Annotated in this window: 24 protein-coding genes, 1 tRNA gene and 1 pseudogene; 22 read left to right on the top strand and 4 right to left on the bottom strand. The window is 48.3% G+C overall.

Translation table 11 applies throughout. The annotated features are described in order from the left end of the window. Positions 1-221 precede the first annotated feature (221 nt). Entirely contained in the window at positions 222-701 is a 480-nt protein-coding gene (coaD, locus tag JSQ97_RS05575) for a pantetheine-phosphate adenylyltransferase (protein ID WP_205075138.1), read from the bottom strand. Between the two features lie 126 nt (positions 702-827). Here coaD and larA point away from each other — a divergent pair, with 126 nt between their 5' ends. From larA to JSQ97_RS05555, 4 genes are read left to right on the top strand one after another with little or no spacing between them, the layout of a single operon-like run. Continuing rightward, a complete protein-coding gene (larA, locus tag JSQ97_RS05570; RefSeq protein ID WP_239446968.1) occupies positions 828-2,105 on the top strand; it encodes a nickel-dependent lactate racemase in 1,278 nt (425 codons plus the stop codon). Positions 2,106-2,122: 17 nt separating this feature from the next. Continuing rightward, positions 2,123-2,461: a UxaA family hydrolase gene (locus tag JSQ97_RS05565; RefSeq protein ID WP_205075137.1), complete on the top strand. Its 339-nt coding sequence runs from the start codon at positions 2,123-2,125 to the stop codon at positions 2,459-2,461. A gap of 1 nt (position 2,462) precedes the next feature. After that, a complete protein-coding gene (locus JSQ97_RS05560; protein WP_239446966.1) occupies positions 2,463-3,635 on the top strand; it encodes a UxaA family hydrolase in 1,173 nt (390 codons plus the stop codon). 39 nt (positions 3,636-3,674) lie between these two features. Then, positions 3,675-5,051, top strand: coding sequence for a GntP family permease (locus JSQ97_RS05555; RefSeq protein ID WP_205075136.1), 1,377 nt, complete (start codon positions 3,675-3,677; stop codon positions 5,049-5,051). 41 nt (positions 5,052-5,092) lie between these two features. On the opposite strand, the gene JSQ97_RS05550 is transcribed toward JSQ97_RS05555, so the two are convergent. Next, positions 5,093-5,803, bottom strand: coding sequence for a GntR family transcriptional regulator (locus JSQ97_RS05550; RefSeq protein ID WP_205075135.1), 711 nt, complete (start codon positions 5,801-5,803; stop codon positions 5,093-5,095). A 366-nt stretch (positions 5,804-6,169) separates the two neighbouring features. Here JSQ97_RS05550 and JSQ97_RS05545 point away from each other — a divergent pair, with 366 nt between their 5' ends. The 16 genes and pseudogenes from JSQ97_RS05545 to JSQ97_RS12910 form a co-directional block, all read left to right on the top strand. Then, the gene (locus JSQ97_RS05545) at positions 6,170-7,909 is read left to right on the top strand and encodes a hypothetical protein (RefSeq protein WP_205075134.1); all 1,740 of its coding nucleotides are present in this window, start codon (positions 6,170-6,172) and stop codon (positions 7,907-7,909) included. Between the two features lie 79 nt (positions 7,910-7,988). Next, positions 7,989-8,579, top strand: a complete 591-nt coding sequence (locus tag JSQ97_RS05540) for a hypothetical protein (RefSeq protein WP_205075133.1) — start codon at positions 7,989-7,991, stop codon at positions 8,577-8,579. A gap of 114 nt (positions 8,580-8,693) precedes the next feature. Next, entirely contained in the window at positions 8,694-9,434 is a 741-nt protein-coding gene (locus tag JSQ97_RS05535) for a HEAT repeat domain-containing protein (RefSeq protein ID WP_205075132.1), read from the top strand. A gap of 120 nt (positions 9,435-9,554) precedes the next feature. Next, positions 9,555-9,628, top strand: a tRNA-Arg gene (locus tag JSQ97_RS05530). A 103-nt stretch (positions 9,629-9,731) separates the two neighbouring features. Beyond that, on the top strand, positions 9,732-10,322 hold the full coding sequence (locus tag JSQ97_RS05525; RefSeq protein ID WP_205075131.1) for a Maf family protein: 591 nt from the start codon (positions 9,732-9,734) through the stop codon (positions 10,320-10,322). Positions 10,323-10,465: 143 nt separating this feature from the next. Continuing rightward, positions 10,466-11,347: a 30S ribosomal protein S2 gene (gene rpsB / locus JSQ97_RS05520; protein WP_205075130.1), complete on the top strand. Its 882-nt coding sequence runs from the start codon at positions 10,466-10,468 to the stop codon at positions 11,345-11,347. A gap of 65 nt (positions 11,348-11,412) precedes the next feature. Next, positions 11,413-12,246, top strand: a complete 834-nt coding sequence (gene tsf, locus JSQ97_RS05515) for a translation elongation factor Ts (protein WP_205075129.1) — start codon at positions 11,413-11,415, stop codon at positions 12,244-12,246. A gap of 99 nt (positions 12,247-12,345) precedes the next feature. Further along, a complete protein-coding gene (frr, locus tag JSQ97_RS05510; RefSeq protein WP_205075128.1) occupies positions 12,346-12,888 on the top strand; it encodes a ribosome recycling factor in 543 nt (180 codons plus the stop codon). Further along, positions 12,885-13,595 carry a polyprenyl diphosphate synthase gene (gene uppS / locus JSQ97_RS05505; protein WP_205075127.1) on the top strand — a complete coding sequence of 237 codons (711 nt, stop codon included), beginning with the start codon at positions 12,885-12,887 and terminating at the stop codon, positions 13,593-13,595. The genes frr and uppS overlap by 4 nt, the downstream gene beginning before the upstream one ends. A gap of 57 nt (positions 13,596-13,652) precedes the next feature. Next, positions 13,653-14,507, top strand: a complete 855-nt coding sequence (locus JSQ97_RS05500; RefSeq protein ID WP_205075126.1) for a phosphatidate cytidylyltransferase — start codon at positions 13,653-13,655, stop codon at positions 14,505-14,507. After that, on the top strand, positions 14,504-15,586 hold the full coding sequence (locus JSQ97_RS05495; protein ID WP_205075125.1) for a 1-deoxy-D-xylulose-5-phosphate reductoisomerase: 1,083 nt from the start codon (positions 14,504-14,506) through the stop codon (positions 15,584-15,586). Before JSQ97_RS05500 ends, JSQ97_RS05495 begins: the two co-directional genes overlap by 4 nt. Continuing rightward, the gene (locus tag JSQ97_RS05490) at positions 15,583-16,707 is read left to right on the top strand and encodes a M50 family metallopeptidase (protein WP_205075124.1); all 1,125 of its coding nucleotides are present in this window, start codon (positions 15,583-15,585) and stop codon (positions 16,705-16,707) included. Before JSQ97_RS05495 ends, JSQ97_RS05490 begins: the two co-directional genes overlap by 4 nt. Positions 16,708-16,717: 10 nt before the next feature. Continuing rightward, a complete protein-coding gene (locus tag JSQ97_RS05485; protein ID WP_205075123.1) occupies positions 16,718-18,664 on the top strand; it encodes a WD40 repeat domain-containing protein in 1,947 nt (648 codons plus the stop codon). A gap of 146 nt (positions 18,665-18,810) precedes the next feature. After that, complete coding sequence (locus tag JSQ97_RS05480; RefSeq protein WP_205075122.1) at positions 18,811-19,266, top strand: hypothetical protein; 456 nt, start codon at positions 18,811-18,813, stop codon at positions 19,264-19,266. A gap of 41 nt (positions 19,267-19,307) precedes the next feature. After that, positions 19,308-19,628 carry a nucleotidyltransferase family protein gene (locus tag JSQ97_RS05475; protein WP_016520121.1) on the top strand — a complete coding sequence of 107 codons (321 nt, stop codon included), beginning with the start codon at positions 19,308-19,310 and terminating at the stop codon, positions 19,626-19,628. A 112-nt stretch (positions 19,629-19,740) separates the two neighbouring features. Then, positions 19,741-20,007, top strand: a pseudogene (locus tag JSQ97_RS12910) (HEPN domain-containing protein); the annotation flags it as partial. A 174-nt stretch (positions 20,008-20,181) separates the two neighbouring features. On the opposite strand, the gene glgA reads toward JSQ97_RS12910, so the two are convergent. Together glgA and JSQ97_RS05460 are read right to left on the bottom strand one after the other, a co-directional pair. Continuing rightward, positions 20,182-21,654 (bottom strand): glycogen synthase GlgA, encoded by a 1,473-nt coding sequence (gene glgA / locus JSQ97_RS05465; protein ID WP_205075121.1) that lies wholly within the window; start codon positions 21,652-21,654, stop codon positions 20,182-20,184. A 90-nt stretch (positions 21,655-21,744) separates the two neighbouring features. Next, positions 21,745-22,938 carry a pyridoxal phosphate-dependent aminotransferase gene (locus JSQ97_RS05460; RefSeq protein WP_205075120.1) on the bottom strand — a complete coding sequence of 398 codons (1,194 nt, stop codon included), beginning with the start codon at positions 22,936-22,938 and terminating at the stop codon, positions 21,745-21,747. A 158-nt stretch (positions 22,939-23,096) separates the two neighbouring features. On the opposite strand from JSQ97_RS05460, the gene JSQ97_RS05455 reads away from it, so the two are divergent. Beyond that, positions 23,097-23,447 carry a hypothetical protein gene (locus JSQ97_RS05455; RefSeq protein WP_205075119.1) on the top strand — a complete coding sequence of 117 codons (351 nt, stop codon included), beginning with the start codon at positions 23,097-23,099 and terminating at the stop codon, positions 23,445-23,447. Positions 23,448-23,470: 23 nt separating this feature from the next. Then, positions 23,471-24,649, top strand: coding sequence for a tetratricopeptide repeat protein (locus tag JSQ97_RS05450; RefSeq protein WP_205075118.1), 1,179 nt, complete (start codon positions 23,471-23,473; stop codon positions 24,647-24,649).

Below are 24,649 nucleotides of genomic sequence, written 5' to 3'. Positions count from 1 at the left end.
GCTTGACAAGACGCAGCTGTTGCAGCGAAAGCTTATCGCTATGGCAGTACAACGGTCATAGCTACGGTTAGATTTTTACTTGAGTAACCGAAACCGTTTCGGTTAGATTTTTACGTGAGGAAATACGCGCTCCGTAACACGCTTGTCGAGAACACACTTTATGGAGCAACGGCTGAGGACACTCCGTTCGGCATCTGTGTATGCGGCAGCGGACTCGCATCTCACTCGGGGAATTTCGCTTTCAGCGCCGCTTCGACGATCGGCGGTACCATCGACGAAATATCGCCGTGATACTGGGCGAGCTCTTTTATCGAACTCGATTTGACGATGACGTAGCGCTGCTCCGTCGGTATAAACAGCGTTTCGATGTCGGGATTCAGCATGTGATTCATCAGCGACAGATCGAATTCGTATGCAAAATCGTTCGTATTGCGGATACCGCGCAGCAGCACGTTTGCACCCGTTTTTTTCGCATACTGCGCGACAAGCTCGCTGCACAAGTGGAGGGTCACGTTCGCATACGGTTTGATGATTTCCTTCATCATACGGCAGCGTTCCTCTTCCGTAAAGAGGTACTGCTTGTTCGCATTTACGGCAATGACGACATCGACCGTATCGAAAAGCTTGCTCGCTCTTTTGATAATGCTTAAATGCCCGTTCGTCGGCGGATCGAACGAACCCGGAAATACTGCTGTTGTCATACGATTATATTAACGCGGGATCGGAAATTGTACAAGGCGAAAATAATTGAAATATTTTCTTGACAACTCTCCATACACACTTTATTATGTATACATAATAAAGTGTGTATGGAGGTTAAAAATCATATGATAAAAAAGATTTCACTGCCGTACGGACAAAAGTCCATAGAAGTAAATATCGAATCGAATAACATCGCAGGAATCTTAACTCCCCCGAAAACGACAGCCGACAAAAAAAACGATGAAAAAGACATTGTTATAAAAGCCCTTGCAGAACCTATCGGCAGCGAGCCGCTTCATGAATTGGCACAAAACAAACAAAAAGTCGTGATCATCACCAGCGACCACACAAGAGCCGTCCCCAGTAAAATAACGCTCCCTCTGCTCCTCGCTGAAATCAGGCGGGGAAATCCTCATGCCGATATTACCGTTATTATTGCAACAGGTTTACATCGCGGCATGACTTCTGAAGAAATGCGTGCACGATTCGGGAACGAACTTTTTGAAAAAGAGCATTTTGTAAACCATAATGCATACGACAAATCTTCGTTAACGGAACTCGGCACACTTCCCTCAGGAAGCAAATGTGAAATAAATACACTGGCGCTTAATGCTGATTTATTGATAGCGGAAGGTTTTATAGAGCCGCATTTTTTTGCAGGTTTTTCAGGCGGCAGAAAAAGCATTTTTCCGGGAATCGCTTCACAAGCCTGTGTCAACATCAATCACAGTGCAAAGGCTATTGCCGATCCGAAGTCGATTACCGGCGTTTTGGACGGAAATCCGATTCACGAAGACATGATCAAAGCCGCTCGAATGGCAAACCTCGCTTTTATTCTCAATGTATTGCTCAATGAAAAAAAAGAAATTATCGGCGCTTTTGCAGGCGATACGGATAAAGCGCACCGAGCGGGATGCGCAAAACTGCTTGCCGATGTAGGAACAAAAGCGATAAAAGCCGATATCGTCATTACAACAAACGGCGGATATCCCTTGGATCAAAATCTCTATCAATGCCCGAAGTGCTTGTCATCCGCGTTGATGTGCGCAAAAAAAGATGCGGTTATCATTTTAGCGGCGGCATGCGAAGACGGATTAGGCGGCGAAAATTTCGGCAGAATGATGCAAGAGGCAAGCGCATCCGTTTTATTAAAACGCATTCTTGCGACGCCGCCCGAACAAACCGTTTCCGAGCAGTGGTGTGTACAGCGCTTTGCCGAAGCCCTTCTTTCTTACAAAATCATTTTAGTTTCTTCCTTGGAAAAATCGCTCGTAACGGCGATGGGGTTTTTGTATGCGGATACCGTAGACAGCGCATTACAACAAGCGTACGAAATTAAAGGAAAAGACGCAAAAGTGACGATCATTCCCGACGGTGTATCCGTCATAGTCAAAGGAAAATAAAAACAGGAGCAATCAACATGGTAAAAGCGATTAAGCTACACGACTCCGATACGGTCGCATCGGTTTTCGAACAGGCAAAAGCAGGCGATGAGGTTTTGATTTTGGATAAAAAAGGTAAATCATATCCTCTAAAAGTTATACAGGATATTCCTTACGGTCATAAAATTGCAATAAAAGAACACAAAGTCGGCGAACAAGTAACAAAGTACGGGGAAGAAATCGGAATTGCATCGGCCCCGATACGGATCGGAGAACATGTACACGTACACAATATAGAAAGCATTCGAGGACGCGGAGATTGGAATGCGGAAAAAACAAAGCAAGTTACGGACGCTATAAAAGAGGAAAAGAAATAAAATGAATAAAATACCCGTATTTAATGGTTATGTACGGCAAGACGGAAAAGTAGGCGTACGCAATTACGTCGCTATTCTTCCCGCTGTTGTCTGTGTTAATGAAGTCGTCGAGGCGATCGTTGCGAACACTGTAATGACGCAAGGAATCATCCATCACCAAGGTTGCTGCCAAACGCCTCCCGATTTGGAGCGAACGACGGACTGTTTAATAAAAATAGGCGAAAATCCCAATGTCGGCGCTGTTTTGATCGTCAGTCTCGGATGCGAAGGCGTCGACACCGATCGCCTTGAAGCGGCAATCAGAGCTACCGGAAAACCCGTAGAACGAATAAACGTACAGGAGCTGGGCGGCACCAGCGCGGCAATAAAAGTCGGTTTGGATAAAGCACAAAGTCTGATAATGCAAATCGCAAACATACAGCGAACAAAAGTCGATATGTCGCATTTTGTTATAGGAATAAAATGCGGCGCTTCCGATACGACATCCGGCATAGCGGCGAACCCCGTTATCGGATATGTCGCCGACAAAGTAATCGATATGGGCGGAACCGTTATGTTCGGGGAAACAACCGAATTTATCGGGGCCGAGCATATTTTACAAAGAAGAGCGAAAAACGAAACCGTTGCAAAAGATATTACGCGTATTGTAACGGAAATGGAAAACCGCGTTAAAGCGATCGGCGTCGATATGCGCAGGGGCCAGCCGACTCCCGGCAACATCAAGGGCGGCTTAAGCACCATCGAAGAAAAATCACTTGGGGCCATTGTAAAATCGGGTACAAAACCGATAGAAGGGGTCATCGGATATACTGAAACTCCTCGGGGAAAAGGGTTATGGATCAAAGATTCGCCCGGCCGCGAAATCGAACTCTTGAGCGGTATGGCGGTCGGCGGTGCGCAAATCATTTTGTTTTCTACAGGACGCGGTGCACCTCAGGGCTTCCCCGTCGTACCGGTTATTAAAATCTGCGGAAACCCGCTGACATACGAAAACATGAAAAACGATATGGATATCAACGCAGGATTGATTACACTCGGAACACGCTCTATAGAAGAAGTAGGCGAAGAAACGTTTGCAAAGTTGCTTCGAGTCGCCGACGGGGAAACGTCAAAAGGCGAAGCGATAAAATACTCAAAATCTATGGATTTCTACATGCTCGGGCCCGTAATTTAAGGAGCAAAGAAATTCCGGATAAATATTTAGGAGGCAAAAATGGGTGATGTAAACGTTGTGCGCGTAATCATCGGGTTAGCGGTATCGATCGGATTGATTTTCTATTTTGTTACAAAAACGAAAATCCATGTTTTTCTCGCAATGATTATCGGATCGGTTATCGCCGGTTTAATTGTCGGCCTGCCCACAAACAACATTGTTTCGGCAATCAAAACGGGATTCGGAGGAACTTTAGGCAGTATCGGTATTATCATCGGCTTCGGCGTAATGATGGGTGCTATTTTCGAAGAAAGCGGCGCCGCAAAACGGATGGCCATTACCTTTATTAAATTACTTGGCAAAGGGAAAGAAGAAATAGCAATGGCTATTACGGGCTTTTTGGTTTCCATTCCCGTCTTTTGCGATTCGGCGTTTGTTATTCTCTCTCCGCTTTCTAAATCACTGTCGCGCAACACGGGAAAAAGCGTCGTAACGATCGGTTGCGCATTGGGAGCGGCACTTTTGGTAACACACTCGCTTGTCCCGCCTACACCCGGTCCTTTAGCTATAGTGCAATTCTTTGAACTTGATATCGGAAAATTTATCCTCATCAGTTTGCTTGTTTCCATTCCCATTGCCATCGCTGGCTTAATGTATGCAAAATGGGTCGGCAAAAAAATAAATAAAAGACCGGATCCGAAAGACTCTTCCATTTTAATCGACCGTGCATATACAGCGGAAGAAATGACAACGACGACGGATATTTCCGAAGAAGGTTTGCCGGGAACATTCATTTCTTTTACACCGCTTTTGGCACCGATTTTTTTAATTCTGTTGAATACGGTTGCAAATGCACTGGGCTTAAAGGGACACGTAAAAACCTTTATCGGTTTAATAGGCGATCCGGTAGTTGCGGTCGGTTTAGGAGTACTGCTCGCTATCTACGGTTTAGCCGGAAAAACCGATCGTAAAAAGGTTGTTTCTCTTTTGGAAACATCCATTCAGCAAGCAGGCGTTATCGTTTTCGTGACAGGTGCAGGCGGTGCGCTCGGACAAGTTCTTAAAGACAGCGGTGCCGGTTCGGCAATCGCACAGATGCTCGTAAACGCAAAAATACCCGGCATATTGTTACCGTTTGTAATCGCTTATCTTTTGCGTATTGTCAGCGGTTCGGCTACCGTCGGCATGCTGACTGCAGGTTCAATTACCGCGCCCATCATTCTTTCAATGGCGAGCGTGAATCCGTATTTAGCCGGCCTTGCCTGCTGCATCGGTTCCATCGGCATCACAAACATACACGACAGTTATTTTTGGGTTGTCAATAAAACAACCGGATTAACGGATATGAAAGATATGTTTTGGAATTGGTTCGGCGCTGTTTTAACGCTTTCCACATCAGGCTTTATCCTTTTAATTATTTTGAATTTTATAATGTAAAACAAAGTTGCGGCAAAATGAAACAATCTACAACGCTTGTTTTAGCTATCGTTTTGCCGCTTTTTATGTGAAAAATCGTTTTCAATATTTTCGTGATAGCGTGTCTTATACATTTCAAGAGTTTGATTCCGAACCAGCTCTAAATGTTTTGTGTTTTCCTCTATAGCCTTTTTGACATTCTTTTTGAGTAAAGCTTCAATAATTCTCTTATGCTCGCCGATCGAATCGTCAAAACGACGCCGTTCCAACAAAGAATAAATACGAAACGGCTGAAAAAGCGGCTGAATACGGTTATAAGCAACGCTGATCATACCGTTGGTACTGAGAGAAACCATAAATTGGTGAAAGTCCGTATCGGTGTTAATGTATTCTTTTAAATTATCTTTTTCATAATGATAATTAAATTCTTTAAGAAATTCCTGAAGTGCATTCAAATTTTTTTCCGTTAAATTATCTTTACACTGCGATAACGCATAGGTTTCCATCATTAAACGCAAATCGCACGCATCGAGTACGTCTTTTTGCGTAAATTCACGTACATAAGAACCTTTATTGGGGATTTCTATAACCAAGCCGTCCATAGCAAGATGTTTTATTGCTTCTCGGACGGGAGAGCGACTTACGCCTAATTTTTGCGCAATTTCCAGTTCTTGAAGCCAATGACCCGGTGTAAAATTACGGTTGCATATTTCATCTTTTAAATATTTATATACTTGGTCCTTAATGGTCCCGCTGATAATTTTTTTATCCATAATTATAACCGTATTTTACAATAATTGTCGCTTATATGCAAGAATTGTATTTTTTTGCCTCCTTGTCCCTCTAGGAATTCCGCATTATAAAGTATTCAAGACCTTTTCAAGGCAATCTTCGCGTTTGTCGCACAGTCTTTGTTTGTGACAAAGCGGCAGCTGCTTTGCTTTTACCGTGTCGAAAAAATCAAGTTACTTGAGTATGTTCAGAACGATTTTTCGTATAACATTCAGGTTCGCAGCCGCATTGTCTTTGCGTACAAGGCAACACTGCGAAAATTTTATAATGCGGAATCCCTGCGAAGACTATATTGCCCTATAGCCGCTTTATTTGCAGATGAGTTATACTGCTCATGAGGTAAAACGATGAAAAAGACGATTATAATGCTGCTGCTGTCCGTAAGCGCGATCGGCGTCGGATTTGCCGATGACGGCGGTACAAAGTACCTTGAAAATTGGTCGTACGGCAACATTTATGTTACGGAGCCGAATAAAGAAATCGCATTGGAAAGCGAGTTTTTATATGTCAACCAAAAGCGGCATACGGTGCGCGCGCTTTTCGATTTTAAAAATCTTACGGCGCAAAAACGGAAGGTGCCGTGCGCGTTCCCCGTCGTCATTACAATCCCGTATGAATTTGACGGCACACAAATCGTTACAAGCGATTTTAGAGCCTTTTATAATTTGACGGCTTTAAACCTTGCATTCGGCAGGCAAACGCAGCCGATACGAGACGAAGGGCAGGCGTTCAAAACAATCCCCGTCAATCCTTTGGAAGCCGATAAAAAATTGCGCGTTATTCCCTATGCCGAATATAAAAAGCAGCTTGATGAGTTCTACGGTGAAAACGTTTTTCATAAGGATAAAAATAAAACCGTTTACGAGGGTGTAAACATCCTCTTAAACGGCAAAAAAGTTCCGATTACGCACGTCGGCATCGAAACAAGCGTCGTTCAGGAAAGTCAAATGAAAGTCCCCGAAAAATGGGGCGGCCAGCCGGTTTATAACGGCGAAATCACGCTTAAACTGCACTTTTACCACGAACTGGAGTTCCCCGCTTCTTCATCCTCCGTCGTCGATATTACCTACGCAACGGATACCGACAAAGGCGCCAAACGCGGAGAGGTTTACAAAAGCGTTTACGACATTTCGACCGGCGGTATGTGGGCAGGGAGCATTAAGAACTTCGTCTTGCTGACCGATGACGAGGTTACGGTGCACAATTCCGCCGCACAATTTGAGCAAAAGAGTCTTTTCGGCTTCGGCAGTTATTCCGATGACCGCGGCACTATCCTTGCAGCGCGAAATTACAAACCTTCCGCACGCGAATATTTTGAATTCACCGGGTACACGTATGACGACGAAATGGGATGGGCTTTTATGCAAAACCGCGAAAAGCAAGACTTTGTCCGAAATATCAGCGCTTCTTCTTTTCTCGACGGAAGCTTTAAAATCACCGATGAAAAATCTTCTTCGTATAAACCCGAATGCTCTTTTGACGGCGAGCTTTTGAACGGCTGGGTCGAGGGCGCAAAAGGCGACGGTATCGGAGAATGGATCGAGTTTACGCTGACATCGACGGTCTTCGGTCCGTTTATGACCAACGGTTTGACACGGAATTATACGTCCAAACAAGAGTCGTGGGTCGAAGATTCCGTAGTGCTTTCCGATATTCACGATCGGAAAGACTTAACGTGGGCAAAGAACAATCGGATAAAAACGATGACGCTTGAAAACGTCAAAACACATGAAAAACGGAAATTAAACCTCGTCGATTTATATGCGGGCTTCCGGCTTGACGACCGGGAAGCTGAAACAAAATGGCTCTCTGCCAATGCGAACAAAAATCCCTGCATATTGCTTCCGGGCACCTACCGTCTCTCTATCGACAGCGTGTATAAGGGGACAAAATGGAGCGACACGGTTTTGGGCGAAGTATGGTTTTACGATTTGGGAAAGACGTTCGGCGCCATCGCTGCGGACGAACTGAAATCAGGCAAACCCTTTATCACCGCCAAAGTCGAAAAACTGTTGTTCCGCTTCAGCGATTATACTGAGGGAAATGTAAAAAACATGGAGGAAGAGTTCATCAACTTGGCGCGGTAAACAAGACAGCGGGCACCGTCAATATTTTTTCATTTCGCCATTTGACGAAACGGACAATCGATTGTATATTTAGGATATTATGAAAAAGATAAAAAGAATTGCGACCCTTGTCGGCTGTGTTTTTTCTCTGCTCTCAATTCTGGCGTGCGCGTCTACAGGCCCCGCTCGGAATTCGTCCTCGTCGTCGACCGGAAAAGCGCCGGCGGAAAAGAGGGGCTCCGGACAAAAAACGGATGCGAAGACGACCGGTGAAAACGAAGAATACCTTCGTTCGATCAATAATATCGATATCACGAAAAAAACGTTCGAAGACGATAAAGCCGCGATCATGGCGACCATCGACGAACTTTCGTCCATTATGGCAGGCGGCCGCTATGAAGCGTGGCTTAAATTTATCGACGAGGAATCGATCCGCTATTGGTCGAATCCTAAAAATTTGCAGCGTGCGTCGAAGATGCTTCCTGTCAAGGGGCTGCGCATGAACAGTCTGCGCGATTATTTTACGTACATCTTCGTTCCGTCGCGGAAAGGGCGCAAAGTCGACGAAATCAGATACGATTCCAAGACGGACGTCAAAGCCGTTCAAGTGAGCAAAGATACCGATATCATCTATTATTATTTTAATAAAGTCGACGGAAAGTGGCTCGTTCATATTCCGCCGATCGATTGAGCAGCCCGATTCGAACATTGATTTTTTTTTTGCTTTTTTATAGAATGGGGCAAAGGTTAAAAACTTTTTCGGAAGCTGTCGCTTTCTTCAGAATTTTTACAGGAGATCGGGCAAATGAAATTTGATAAAACTACGTTTTGTGCAGCCGTACTGATTGCGGCATCTTCGGCGCTCTTTGCGCAAGAACAGCAAGTCCAGAAAAAAAACGATTCCGCAAAACGAAGCGAAACGTCGGTTGAAAACGAATATTTGAGCGATATCGACGGAACGGTCGTGCTGACCCTCGCCCGATCCGATTCGTACGACAACAAGCTCGTCGCCCTTGAGTACCTCGAAGGTATCGTCAAAGGCGGCAACGTATCCGAAGATGTCGCCGCAGCCCTCGATCAGCTTGCAGGCGAAGGTCTTTTGACGCAGGCGAGAACGGGCGGCCGTCTTTCCAACAATTACCCCGACGTTCGGCGGAGAGCCTGCCTGCTCCTCGCAAAAGTCGTCGGAGAGCACTCGAAAAACACGCTCATCAATATCGCGATTGCGGATAACGAACCGATGGTACAGGCCGCCGCGATCCGCGCGCTCGGGGAGATGGGCTTAAACGAAAACGACGAAGCCGCCGATGCGATCGCGTTTGCAAATCACCGAAACCGCGTATTGAATCCTACAAGCAGCATGGCGATCGAAGCGCTCGACGCGTTTGAAAAACTCGCAGGCAGTACGGAAAACAAACGCACGATGGTCGACGAGATCTCGCGGATCGCATCCGACTATCACTATACGAGTGCGGTGCGAAAGCGCGCGCTCGAAGTGCTCAAAGGCATTAAATCCGACGGATCGTCTTCGGGAAGCGGAAAGTAATCGACAATCAAAAAATATCGTTTCGCAATTGTTCCGTGGGGCGACTCGGAAATTTGCAGGCGATTTTTTTTGATCGATGCGCGCGGTACGAACGCAGAAAGCGATATGCGCCGCGCACAAGAGAGATTAGCTCATCTGGATAGAGCGTCAGCCTCCGGAGCTGAAGGCGGTGGGTTCGAATCCCATATCTCTCATCGTCGTAAAAACGACAACGCATTATTATAGGGTATGTCTGAAAACCGAAATTTTCGGATAAATCCGAAATACAAAAAAGTTATTTAAGGATGTAAAAAAATCATGGAACCCGTTATTTTAGCATCGTCGTCGCCGCGCCGTCAGGACATATTGAAACTCTTGCACATTCCGTATCAAGTGATCATGCCGAACATCGACGAAACCGTATCGTCCGCACTTCCGGCAGAAGATGTGCCGGAAATTTTTGCGCGTGAAAAAGTCGCAGCCGTCGTGCGCTCGCTCGCTGCCGATAGGGAAATCCCGTGGGTGCTGGCCGCAGATACGGTCATCATCTTCAACAATAAAATCTACGGCAAGCCTTCCGATCAGGAAGAAGCGGCGGCCTTTCTTCGCGAATTGAGCGGAAAAACGCACACGGTCAAAACGGTTATCGCGCTCTACAGCGGCAGAACGAAGGCGACGGTCGCCCGCGAAAGCGTTACGGAAGTGACGTTCAAAGAGATGAGCGAGCGCGAAATCGAATGGTACATCGAAACGGGAGAATGGCATGGGGCTGCAGGCGGTTACCGCATTCAAAGTCTCGCTTCGTGTTTTATTAAAAAGATAAAAGGCACGACCAGCGGCGTGGAGGGCTTGCCCATCTCCGAGCTTTATGATATCCTTACGTCGCAGGGTTATTCGATCATCGAATAGCTTTGCCGTAAGCCCTCGGGCCGTAGGCTTAAACGGGCAAACGATCTTCCGTACGTTTTATCTCTTTAATAAAAATTATTAAGAGACGGCGCATCGAGAAACAGAGTTCGGGGTATCATACGATACCGGTGAAGGAGTACGTCATGGCAGTTGTAACCATGAAAAACCTGCTTGAATCGGGAGTTCATTTCGGTCATCAGGTAAAGCGGTGGGACCCCCGCATGAAGAAATATATCTTCGCGGAGCGGAACGGTATTCACATTATCGATTTGCAAAAGACGATCGCGGCTATAAAAGAAAGCTACGAAGTCGTACGCAAAGCGACGACGGCGGGAAAATCGATCCTCTTCGTCGGAACGAAAAAACAGGCCCAGCAGGCGATCCAAAAAGAAGCCGAGCGCTGCGGTCAATTTTACGTCAATAACCGCTGGCTCGGCGGTATGCTCACAAACTTTTCAACGATCAAAAAATCGCTGCAGCGGCTTAAAAAAATCGAAAAAATGGAAGTCGACGGCACTTTCGACAATCTGACAAAAAAAGAAGTTTCCGCTCTGCAAAAAGAAAAAGCGAAGCTTGAAAAAAACCTCGCAGGTATCAAAGAGATGAAAGAGCTGCCGGGCGTCGTATTCATCATCGACACGCACAAAGAGCAGATCGCCGTCGCCGAAGCGCACCGCATGGGCATTCCCATCATCGCCGTCGTCGACACGAACTGCAATCCCGAAGGCATCGACTACCCCATTCCCGGCAACGACGACGCCATCCGCGCCATTTCGCTGTTTACGTCGATCATCGCAAATGCGGTCATCGAAGCGGACAACGAACAGGGCTTGAAGATCCTCGAAAATTTGAACGATGAAGACGAAAACGTGCAGACGGATGCCGCCGTCAAAGACAACGACGTCGAAATCGAAGACTATTCGAATTACCAGCCGACGGAGCCGAAAAAAGAAGAGGACGTCGACAGCGATCAAAAGGAAGCGGATCAGCTTATCGACGAAGATAAAATCTACCGCGACAAATAATTAATGTAAAGGAGCTGTCCGAAAACGAAAATCTTCGGACGACTCGACAATTTTGGAGTTAAATAATGAATATTAAAGCATCGGATATCAAAACGCTGCGTGAAACGACGGGCGCAGGCATGATGGACTGCAAGCGCGCGCTTGAAGACACGAACGGCGACATCGACAAAGCGGCAAAACTTTTAAAAGAAAAAGGACTCGCCGCCGTCGCCAAACGTGCGGATCGCGCGACTGCCGAAGGTCGCATCTACATTCAAAGGAAGGGAAACAAGATCGCCGTCGTCGAACTCGTGTGCGAAACGGACTTCGTTTCCAAAAACGACGAATTCATAACTCTCGGACAAAAGCTCGTCGATTTGACGCTTGAAAAAGGTTATGCAAAAGTCGAACCTGAACATTCCGATATGCTCACCGTTTTTGCGACGAAAGTTCGTGAAAACATGTCCGTGCGACATGTATCGCTTATCGACGTGCCGGAAAACGCGGTTGCGGGCACTTACGTCCACAGCGATTTCAAAACGGGCGCCGTTTGTATCGTCAAGGGCTCGACGGATCCGAAAGTGCAGGAATTCGCAAACGACTGCTGTCTGCACATGGCGGCTTTTACACCCGCCTATATCACGCAAAAAGACGTTCCCCAGTCCTATATGGACGAGCAGATGGAAATATTTACAAAGCAGCTCGACCAGGACGAAAAGATGGCGTCAAAGCCGCAAAACGTCAAAGACGGTATCTTAAAGGGTAAACTGAAAAAGCATCTCGAAGAAGTGTGTTTTGTCGATCAGATGTTCGTCAAAGACGACAAAGTGAGTGTCGCCGCAAAACTCGCGGAAGTGTCGAAAGAAGTCGGCACCCCGCTCGAATTCGGAGAAGTGCATCTCTACGTTCTCGGGAGATAGAGGCACGATGCAAAGCGTTCGCGAACCTCTCGCGTGCGCTTTGCCATGCGTTTGTTTTAACGAACCTTTCTAAAACCGTATTTTCTACCGGAGGATGCAATGGCAGACAGTGAAGAGAAAATGCAAAAAGCGATACATTCGCTTACCGATACTTTTGCCGCAATCAGAACGGGACGCGCGAGTGCGGCTCTTTTCGACAAAGTGCGCGTCGACTGTTACGGTCAAAAATCGCCGCTCAACCAAGTGGCTACGATCGCGATCCCTGAAGCGAGGGCGGTCGTCATTCAGCCCTTCGACAAATCGCTCATCGGTGACATCGAAAAAGCGATTCAGGCTGCCGACCTCGGTTTGAATCCGTCGAACGACGGCAAAGTGATCCGCATCGCGATTCCGCCGCTCACGGCCGACAGGCGCAAAGAGCTCGTCAAACAGGCGAAAGCCGACGCGGAAAATTACCGTACGCAGATCCGCAATATCCGCCGTGACGGAAACGATGCGCTCAAAAAACAGCAAAAATCGGGTGAGCTCACCGAAGACGGTTTGAAAGCCGAAACGGACAAATTGCAAAAGCTCACCGACAAGTATATCGCGGAGATACAAAAGCTCTACGATGCGAAAGAAAAGGAAATACTCGAAGGTTGACTTCTCTCGATACGACTCGCCTGCCTCGCCACGTTGCTATCATCATGGACGGCAACGGCAGATGGGCGGAAAGACAGTATAAAAACCGCAGTGCAGGACATTATGCGGGCGCCGAGCAGGCGAAAAAAATCGTCGGAGCCGCATCCGCTCTCGGCATCGAATACGTGACGCTCTATATTTTTTCGACGGAAAACTGGAAGCGTACCGCCGAAGAGACGGGCTATCTCATGAGCCTTATCAAAAATCATTTGAGGGCGGAATTCGCATTTTATAAAAAAAATAAAATACGGCTTTTGCACTTGGGCGATATAGCGGGTCTTCCCGAAGATATCCGCGAAGAGATACGGAGCGCGACGGCGGAAACGGCGGACTTTACCGGAACGACGCTCGTCATGGCGATCAATTACGGGGGCAGGGACGAAATCGTGCGCGGTATCAAAAAACTTGCCGCCTGTCAAACGCCGGCGGACGCGATCGACGAAAGCGTACTCGCTTCTTCGTTCGACATAGCGGAGCTGCCCGACGTCGATTTATTGATCAGAACGGGCGGCGAAAAACGGCTCAGCAATTTTCTTTTGTGGCACGCTTCCTATGCGGAGCTCGTGTTTACGGATACGCTGTGGCCCGACTACGGCGAAGACGAATTTTACGGTCATATCGAGCAGTTTCAAAAGAGGACGAGACGGTTCGGCGCGGTACCCGTCTGAAATGACGCTGCGTGACTTCGCTGTAAGCGAGCGCATTTTTTTATGGAGGACGGTACGATGCCAAAACTCGTACAACGGCTTTTGATTTTTTTTATCGGCATACCGCTCGTGATCGGTCTTGTCTTTCTTCCGTTTTTTCACAGGCTGCCCTTTCACATCGCCGTGTGCACTTTTTCGTTCATCGGCAGTTTGGAACTCTACGATATATTTTCAAAAAACAGTCCCCTTTTGCCGAAGCCCCTCGTCGCAATTTTAAACCTTTTGATCCCCGTTTCGGCGTACCTCTGCGTGTGCCTTTCCCTCCCCTTCGGCATCGTAACGGGAGTCTTCGTCGCGGGAGCGTGTATCCTCATGGCATACAATGCGCTTACGGTAAAATCCTTCGAACATTCGAATACCGCCGTGTCTCTCTCCGTATCGATTTTATTGTATACGGGCTACCTCATCACGTTTATTTCCCGAATGACGGCCTACGAACACGGAAGTTTTTACATCGCCGCATTTTTGTGGATGACCTTTATCTGCGATTCGCTCGCATGGCTTTTCGGTATGCTGCTCGGAAAAAACAACCGAGGCGTCGTCGCCGCAAGTCCGAATAAAAGCGTCGCGGGTTTTGTAGGCGGCTATGTCGGCTGCATCCTCGCTTCGCTCATCGCGCAGAAAGCCCTGCCGCATATTTTTCCCGGCTCTCTTTGGAAATCGGTTTTGTTCGGCATCCTCGTCGCAAGCGCCGCTATCGTCGGAGACCTTGCCGAATCGGTATTTAAGCGGAGTGCAAACGTAAAAGATTCGGGCGGCATTATGCCCGGCCGCGGCGGCGTTTTGGATTCGATCGATTCGCTTTTGTTTGCAGCTCCCGTATTTTATCTTTCGCTCGGCATGCTTTACGGCCTTCCGATATTCGCACGATGAAAAAAGTTTTTGTTTTGGGCTGTACCGGCTCCATCGGTACGAATACGCTCGACATCATTAAAAATATGCCCGCCCTCTTTTGCGCGTGCGCCCTCGCCTCTCATACGAGCCGCGAAAAAACCGAAAAGCTCGCTTCCTCTTTCGGCTGCGATTTTACGCTTACGGCCGATGATCCGCACGGCATCGAGCGTCTCATAAAACAAACGCGCCCCGACATCGCGGTAAACGGAATAGCCGGAAGCGCGGGACTCATCCCGTCGAAAGCGGTGCTCGAAGCGGGAGTCGATTTGGCGCTTGCAAATAAAGAGACCGTCGTAATGGCGTGGCATCTCATACGGGCTCTCGCCGAAAAATCGGGAGCGCACATCATCCCCGTCGATTCGGAGCATTCTGCGATTTTCAGCCTCATCGAAAAAATCGGCAAAGAAAATATTGCAGAAATTCTCATAACCGCAAGCGGAGGTCCTTTCCGTACATACGCAAAAGAAGATCTTGCGCGCGTTTCCGTAAAAGACGCTCTCGCCCACCCGACGTGGAAAATGGGCAAAAAAATTACGATCGATTCTGCGACGCTTGCAAACAAGGGACTCGAAGTGATCGAAGCGTGTCGCCTCTTCGACGTATCGCCCGAAATCGTAAAAGTCGTCGTCCATCCCGAAAGCATCGTGCATTCGCTCGTGCGCACAAAGGACGGCATGCTCTACGCCCAGCTTTCCGATCCCGACATGAAACACCCGATTCTTTCGGCGCTTACACGGCCCGAAACGGCGGAAAATTATCTGGAACCTTTTGATCTCTTCGATAAAACGCTTTCGTTTTTCCGTCCGCGCACCGAAGACTTTCCGCTCCTTGCATACGCGTACGAAGCGGCAAAACGGGGGGCATCCTATACGATTGCATACAATGCCGCCGACGAAGTCGCAGCCCTCGCATTTCTCGACGGAAAACTTTCGTTTACCGACATCGCCCGCGTCGTTCGAAGCGTGCTTGACGAAGATTGGAGCGTGTTACCCGAAAGCTTCGAAGACGTTTTTAAAGCGGATGCAAAAGCGAGATCTCTTGCAAAAACTCTGATATGAAATGGATATACGGCATCGTCTGTCTCGGTTTTTTGGTTTTTTTTCACGAACTCGGACACTTTCTCGCAGCGAAATTATTCGGCGTGAAAGTCGAATCTTTTTCGCTCGGCTTCGGTCCCGCCCTGCTGCATAAAACGATCGGCGGTACCGACTACCGTTTATCGCTTTTGCCCCTCGGCGGATACTGCGGCATGAAAGGAGAGCGCGATTTTCAAGCAGCGCTCGACTCCTCTTCTCCGCGCATCGAAGCTGAGCGCGATTCACTCTACGGTATTGCCCCGCTCGGACGCGCTCTCATCGGATTCGCAGGTCCCTTTTTCAACGCGCTCTTTGCCTTTGCCGCCTTTTCCGTGATCGCGATGACGGGCTATACGTATTATTCGTATACGGCAAAGATAAAGCTTGCGGACGAAGCCTATCCCGAAGTGCATTCGGCGGCTCGAGAAGCGGGATTGAAAACGGGAGATACGATCCTGTCGATCGAAGGAAAACTCGTCGAAGATTTTTCCGACATCATCCGAGAAGTCGCATCGAACCCCGATAAGGATTTGCATATCGTCGTATTGCGTGACGGCGAAAAGCTCTCCTGCACCGTTCACAGCGACTTCGACAAATCGACCGGGAGCGGAAAGATCGGCGTCACGCCTTTTTCGAACGAACCGATAATGCGCGAAGCGAAACGGTATCCGTTCTTTAAAGCGCTCGTTGAGGGGATAAAGCGGACGGGCGAAACCCTTTCGCTTACCGTAAAGAGCATCGCGCTTTTGTTCAAAGGAGCCGACGTGCAAAATGCGATTTCAGGCCCCGTCGGCGTTGCGGGCATGCTCGGAAACACCGTCGAAGACGGATTCGGCGCAGGCTTCAGACAGGGCATTACGGCGATTTTGGAACTCATGGCTTTTATCAGCATTTCGCTTTTTATTATGAATCTGCTTCCGATACCGGTGCTCGACGGCGCTTTGATTTTTTTCGCTTTCGTCGAATTCGTTTGCCGCCGTCCGATCAATCCGAAAATACAATATTACGCGCAGTACGCGGGGCTTGCGATCATCGCAGCGCTTTTCGTACTCGGCATAACAAGCGATATACGGCACTTCACTGCGGCGCTGCAATCGCACTAGGGTAATCAGTATGAACACATTATTAAATTTCCATCCGTTTCGCGTATCAATAAAGGCGAATATTTTCAAAACTCGATATACGATATTTTTTACTGCGGCCGTTTTAAGCGCGCTGCCCCTTGCATCTCAATCGCGCGTTTCGAATCAAAAGCACGAAGGAGAAATCAGAGCGATTTCGGCTTCCCGCGATGGAAGCGCATTTTTTACGGCGGGCGACGACGGGTTTTTAATAAAATGGACGGGCGACGTTCAGGGCGAACATTATCAAATTTCGGATATGAGCGTAAAACTCTGCGCCCTCTCCCCCGACGGTAAAACGATCGCCGCATACGAAACGGACGGAGGACTGGTGAACCGCGTGAGCCTGTGGGATTTCGATACGCTGCAGCGGAAATACGCACGACGCTTTTCGGACGCGGTAACGTCTTTGTCGTTTTCGGCAAAGGGTACCTATGTCATCGTCGGAACGGCTTCCGTCGAAGGGGCGATCTTTTTACGCGCTTCGGACGGACGGGTCGCCGACGTCTTAAAAGATTCGACGGGAATCATTTCGTACGCTGTGACGAGCGCATCTGAAAAAACGCTGTGCACATATTCGCCTGTCGGTTTTATTTCCTATTACAATATGCTCGACGGAAAACTGAAGCGGCGCTTGAACTGCGAAGCGAACCTTTCGGATATCGCATCCTTCGACGGCGATATGTTTTTAGCAGGCACCAAAAACGATACGGTGTACGTCGTGTCGGCGCTTTCCGGAAAGACGGCCGCTTCCGTTTCCGCACGAGATCCCGTGCTCCTGACGAGCGCCGACGATAAAAACCTGTACTATATCGCAAGTACTGCATCCCGAACGTACTCTCTTTCGATGCTTGAAAATCGAGGAGACAAAACGTTTTCATCTCCCCGCATTTTGAAAAACTTCAAATCGCTTCCGAACGGAGAAGCGATCCGAGCGGGTACAAAAACGGGAGACGAAATTGTTCTTGCCTCTTCCGGCGGAAACGTATTTCGAACGACGATTTTTCCCGATACGGCGCTCCTCTCGCTTTCTCCGCTCACCGACGATATCTATGAAAAGATTTCCGATGCGGCGAGCGCTGAAGACGGTTTTTATTTTTTGACGCGCGATGCGCTCTATGTCTCCTCCTACGATACCGGCACCGTCGATAAACGCGCATCGAATGACGCGCACACGAATATGAGCGTCTGCGAAGGGGGCGTCATCCTGTGGTCACGCGGCACGAAGCGGGCGGTCGAATTTTTCGACTTTGCGGAAAATAAAACGACTCGCCTTTTTACGCCCGAAAGCAGCGTTCAATCCGTCCGCGCGTTCGGAAATATGATTTTGGCAATGGAAAGCAATGCCGTCGTCCGCGCATATCACAGGGACACGGGCGAACTTGCAGAGCTGTATGCAGGATCGGGCTTGCAGGACGCGCTCATCTCGGACGGTACGCTCTACGTTGCAAAGTCGTCGGTGACAAATCCTCCGTCCGCTCTTCTCAGCGTCGATATGCGTACAAAGGAAATCGTGCCGTTGAAGATCGCAGCCGACATCGTCTACGCACTTTCCGCTTCCGACGGCGAATTGTACGGCATCGCCGTGCAGTCAGGCGAAGATGAAAAAACGACGAATCTTTTTTCGTATACCCCCGCATCTTCAAAAACGACGATGCTTTTAAAACTGAACGACGAAGATACGCGCGCTTTTACGTACTTTTATGACGGACATATTTTGACGGATATCGGAAGCGAAAAAGTATATTCGTACGATCTTTCGCGAAAAAAAAGCAGATACTACGGCCGCTCCGCATCGCTTCCGGTAAAAGCCGTGCAAAACGGAGAGCGCATCGCAGTGCTGAACCGTGACGGGAGCATTTCGTGGTACGATACGGGAAAGACCGAAGTGCTCGCAGATTGGTATTTGACAAAAGACGGAACCTGGTACGAGTTTTAAAAAAATCGGGACAGCTCGCATTCAAATCGATTTTATATTTTCCCGTTCGGCTTACTTGACAGTTGTTGTATTCCCCGTAGTATTGCAGTGCATGCGCTTGCCGCGGAAGCGAAATCGCATTACAAAACTTTTACAGGGGGATACGTATGTGTACTGAATGCTACGCCGACGAAGACAGAGTAACGCCGCTTTTGAATCCGGAAGAATGTTTGAAAAACCACACGCAATACATCTGCGGAACGTGCGGACGGTGCATCTGTATCGACCGCACAAAAAACGGATTGCAGCGCTGGAACTTTCCGTTTAAATCTCCGGCGATCGCAAAATTGTATGTGCGGACGGCCGATTACACTATGAAAAAAAACTGCGGCATATATGAAATAAAAAGCGCTTCGGGAAGAATTTTTTATAAAATATTTTCGGATGAAGCGGGATTGCAAACCTATTTGCAAAACAACAAAGATAAAACGTGCAGCGGAACGAAACCTCTTTTTTCTCAAAGCCGATACTGCGAATTTCCGAACACGCAAGTGCGGCGCTTGAGAGAAGATGAAGCGTTACGCTATATGAGCGAGCGAGAGACGAGGCGAAGCCGGCGCTGAAACCGTTGTCGCCGCTTGCGTTTTCGTGGTATCATAAAGCGATGATTACGGAAGAGATTAAACGGATAACGGAAAAAATCAAAGAAGCCCTCGATCCCGAACGCATCTATCTTTTCGGTTCTTATGCGCGCAACGAAGAAACCGAAAAGAGCGATTATGATTTTTATGTCGTTGTCGATGAGGAAAAAGGAAATCCTTTGCTTTTGTGTGATAAAGCTTATTCGGCGATTTTCGATATACAAGAAAAACCGTGCGATGTTATCGTAAATCATAAGTCGAAATTCGATATACGAAAATATCGTCCGACACTCGAAAAAACAGTTGCAAATGAAGGTGTATTGCTTTATGAAAAACGATCTTAAGCAAGACGTAGCTCAATGGCTTCACGTAGTCGATATGGACAGGAATACCGCCTATCACCTTTTTAAAACCATGCATCCCAAACCTCTGGAAATCATCTGATTTCACTGTCAACAGGCTGCAGAAAAAGCGATAAAAACTCTGTTCATAGTATACGAAATTGAAATTATTAAAATACACGATTTGGGAATGCTTATTAAAACAATACAACCGAAAACAGCGTTTCCCGAAACAGTGAAACTTTCTGCTATCAGTTTAACAAAATTTGCTGCAACTTTTCGATACCCTGACTATCCTGATATCGATGAAGAGCTTACAAAAAAGGCGCTGGCCGATATGGATGTCGTAGTCGATTGGTGTAAAGGACAAATCGAAGCTTAAAACACGTACTGCTGCGGCATTTTCGAAAATCGATATTTTCTCAAAGCCGCTACCGCGAATTTCCGAACACGCAAGTGCGGCGCTTGAGCGAAGATGAAGCGTTACGCTATATGAGCGAGCGAGAGACGAGGCGAAGCCGGCGCTGAAACCGTTAGCGGCAGTCCGTTCGCGTTTTCACGTTCCCGCGCCGCGCGCAAGGGCTTCTTTATAGACGGCGATATATTGCTCGGCCGATTTTTTCCAGCTGAAATCTTTTTTCATGCCGCGCTTTCGCATTTCGGCGATGTGCTCTTTTTTGTTGTAATACGCGTAGATCGCCCAACCGCAGGTATCGAACACGGCCGAAGGCGTCAAGTTGTCGAACATAAAGCCCGTACCCTCTCCCGTCTCTTCATCGTACTGTTCGACTGTGTCTGCAAGCCCGCCCGTACGGCGCACGATCGGAAGCGTACCGTACAAAAGCGAATACATTTGATTCAATCCGCACGGCTCGTATTTCGACGGCATCAAAAAGAAATCGCTGCCCGCTTCGATGAGATGGCTCAAACTTTCATCGTAGCCGATATACGCGCGCATATTCGGAAGTTTCGACTGAAGCGCGAGTATTTCATTTTCGCACCACTTTTCTCCGCTTCCGAGGACTGCGACCTGCACGTCGATTTCGCTGCACAGGCGGTACATGCAGCCGTATGTCGGCGCAAAGAGTTCGGCGATACCTTTTTGATCGGCGAGGCGCGTTACAATTCCGATGACGGGAACGGCATCGTCCTCAGGGAGCTTCATGCGCTTTTGCAGCTCGCGTTTGCACTCTTCTTTTTTTTCGAGCGACGTTTCGTCGTAGTGGACGGGGATGAGCGGATCGGTTTTCGGGTTCCATACGTCTTCGTCGATCCCGTTTAGGATACCGCGAACGACGTCGCCCCTTACGCGCAAAAGCCCGTCCATGCCGAAGCCGCCTTCTGCCGTTTGAATTTCTTTCGCATAAGTCGGGGATACCGTCGTAATCATATCGGCGGAAGATATGCCGCCCTGCAAAAAATTGATACCGCCGTTGTGTTCGAGTCCCGCGCCGTAATACAATCCCCAATGAATACCGAGAGAAGGAAACCAATCTTTTGAATATTGCCCCTGGTAACCTAAATTGTGAATCGTCAAAACGCTCGCCGTCTTTGCAAACGGTTCGTGCCGGACAACGTGCTTTAATATGATCGGAGCGAGAGATGCCGACCAATCGTGCGCGTGCACGATATCGGGATACCATCCGAGCTTTCGGCACAGCTGGAAGGCGCCGTGACACAAAAGCGAAAAGCGGTACGGATTGTCGTGAAAATCGGTTTCGGTCTTTGTGCCGTACACGCCGTCGCGCCCGAATGCGCCTTCGTGGTCGAGAAAATAAACGCCGACCTTCGACGAAGGCAGCACGCTTTCATAAACGCCGACCCACGATTCCGAAGTTCCCGCAGCGACGGCGAGCGGGCCGGGGATCGCCTGCAATTTTTTCCGGTCGATTTTATAATAGCGCGGCATGACGATTTTTACGTCGTGTCCGAGCTTTGCAAGGGATGCCGCCAAAGCGGACACCATATCGGCGAGTCCGCCCGTCTTTGCAAAGGGTACCGCTTCCGCCGTTACCATAAGGATTTTCATATCGCCTCCAAAAATCGCTATCGTAAAATCGTCCGCGCTTCCGCATCGCTTTTTAAGCGCGATTGTTCGCTGCGTACCGCCTCGCAGCTCTTAAACTCCGTCGTGTACCGCCTTGTAAAAAGCATCGCGCGAATCGATAATCGTCCGCTCGCTCACGCAGTACGCGATCCGAAACCAGCCCTTTCCTCCGAAACCGCTTCCCGGCGCGCACAGGATATTGTATTTTTTTAAATGATTCGTAAACGCAAGATCATCACCCTTCCACGCATCGGGCACTTTCACAAAAAGGTAAAATGCGCCGTCGGGTGTCGCATACTCAAGTCCCGCGTGATCCATGATCTCTTTTAAAAGCGCGCAGCGTTTTTCATACGGCGAATAATCGCACGGTGCGTTCCAAGAAGATGCGACAACTTTTTGAAAAAAAGCAGGAGCGTTGACGTAACCTAAAATACGTGTCGAAAAAATCGCTGCGGCGATAAAGACATCGGCTTCCGGACACGCGGGATTCAAAGCGAGATATCCGATGCGCTCTCCCGGCAAACTCAAATTTTTTGCAAAAGATGTAACGATGACCGCGTTTTCGTACAGCGGAAATACGGGCGGAACTTTTTTGCCGCCGTAGGTGATCGCGCGATACGGTTCGTCGCAGATGAGGTAAGGCATACGTCCGCATTTTTTTCCGTGTTTGCGAAGTGCATTCGAAAGAGACGCGATGTCTTCCGCCGAATAGATGCGTCCCGTCGGATTGTTCGGAGAATTGATCAAAACCGCGCAGGTCTTTTCGGTGAGCGCCGCCGAGATCGCATTGCAGTCGAGGGAAAAATCCTCTTTCGTCTTTACGCGCACGATAGCGCCCGCATGATTTCTGATATAGTGATCGTATTCGGCAAAATAAGGAGCCGGCACGATCACTTCGTCGCCCGCATTTAAAAGCGATTTTAAAACGACGTTGAGCGCACCCGCAGCTCCGCACGACATAACGATGTGAGTCGGAGGAACGGACACTCCCTGTTCGGCTTCCGTTTTTTTCGCCATCGCTTCGCGCGCAAAAGGATAGCCCGCGTTCGGCATATAGCCGTGTGTGCCGTGAGAGTTATCCGAAGCGATCCGCTCTATCGCTTCGACGACGCTGTAAGGCGGATCCAAATCGGGATTTCCGAGGCTGAAATCGTAAACGTTTTCCGCTCCGTATTTTTTTTTGAGCCGCGCCCCTTCTTCGAACATTTTACGGATGACGCCCGCTTTCGGACTTTCAAGCAAATCCCGTATATATGCCGCTATCATGCGTACAGTATAGCACACATACGCATTTTTCGACAGGGATCCCGCATTATAAAGATTTTACAAAAATCCGGCAATAAATAAGTAAAAATAAGTAAAGATATCCTTGACTTTTCGTAAAAACGTGGTACTATGATAATTGTTGTTTAATTTACGCGCATATGATACCGGATACATTAAAAAAAACGATAGCGGAAAAACAGGGAAACGCCGGATTTATTAAAACTACCGATACCCCCGTCGCCTCTCTCTCCGCCGGACAAAAAGCGGCTCTGAACCGTACCGGCAATACCCTTTTCAACGACGGCGATATCGAACAAGCGCGCAGGATATTCACGGCGACGGGTTATTCCGACGGATTGACGCGCGTCGGAGATGCCTACGCGAAAAAAAACGAAACGATAAAAGCGCTCAAGCAGTACGTGCTTGCGCACAATGTAAAAAAGTCGGAACCGATTTATGAATGCATGGCCCGCGTCATATCGGCGGTATTAAAAGAAAAAAATGCATAATTGCAACAAAGGAGTATACATCAATGGAAGCAACGATCGAAAGCATTGCAAGTACCGAAACGGAAAACGAAGAAGAATTCTTTTCCGATGAATCCTCTGCCGATGAGAACCTGAACGTCGACCGTATTTCGGAGCTTTCAAAAGGCGGCTATCAATTATTAAAAAGCAATAAAATCACCGATGCGAAAGATATGTTTAAAAAAATTCTCGACATCGAAAACAACAACAACTACGCCCTCGTCGGACTCGGCGATTCGGAACGCAAGCAGAACAACTACAATAAAGCGATAGGCTATTATAACGATTGCCTCTCCTACCATCCGGGAAATAACTACGCTCTCTTCGGTCTTGCCGACTGTTACAAAGCGCTCAACCAATATCGAAAAGCGATCGACATTTGGGAGCAGTACCTTGTGCATGACGATCGCAACATCACGGTGCTCACGCGCGTGGCCGACGCATATCGGAAAATACACGATTTTAAAAAATCGAAAGAGCTGTATTTGAAAGTCCTCGATATGGAACAGGACAACGCGTACGCACTCATCGGACTCGGGCACTTGCACTACGACTTTAAAGAATACAAAGACGCGCTCTACTATTGGGCGAAAATGCTCGAACTCAACGAAAGCGCCGTCGATATCCGCGTCCTCACGTCGATCGGAAATTGTCACAGAAAGCTTAAAACCTTCGAAAACGGCGTCGCCTATTTCGAGCGCGCGCTCGCACTCGACCCGAATAATTTTTACGCGCTGTTCGGACTCGCCGACTGTTACCGCGGCATGAACCAGCAGTATCGTTCCATCGAATACTGGAACAGAATCCTCGCGCTCGATCCCGACAACAAAGTGATCCTCACGCGCTCGGGCGATGCGTACCGCAACACGGGCGATTACAAAACCGCCGTCGAATACTACAACAAAGCGCTCGACATCGCTTTCGACGTGTACGCGGCTCTCGGACTCGCGCTCATCTGCAAGGGCGAAGGCAAATACGAAGAAGCAGCGGATCGGCTTTCGAACCTCATCCGAAACGACGCAAAAAATTACCGTCTGTACATAGACCTTGCCGACTGCTACGTAAAGCTCAACAGAAAACAGGATGCCGTCTCCGCTCTCGAAAGTTTTCAACGACAGGGTATACGCTGTCCGCCTATAAGCGATATGCTCGACAAGCTGAAAAACAATAAGCCGATCTATTGA

Origin of the sequence: Treponema sp. Marseille-Q4523 (assembly GCF_016901105.1) — a bacterium.
In the GTDB taxonomy this organism is placed as follows: domain Bacteria; phylum Spirochaetota; class Spirochaetia; order Treponematales; family Treponemataceae; genus Treponema_D.
The sequence above is the reverse complement of the archived record's forward strand: the minus strand, read 5'-3'. Positions and strand labels throughout refer to the sequence as shown.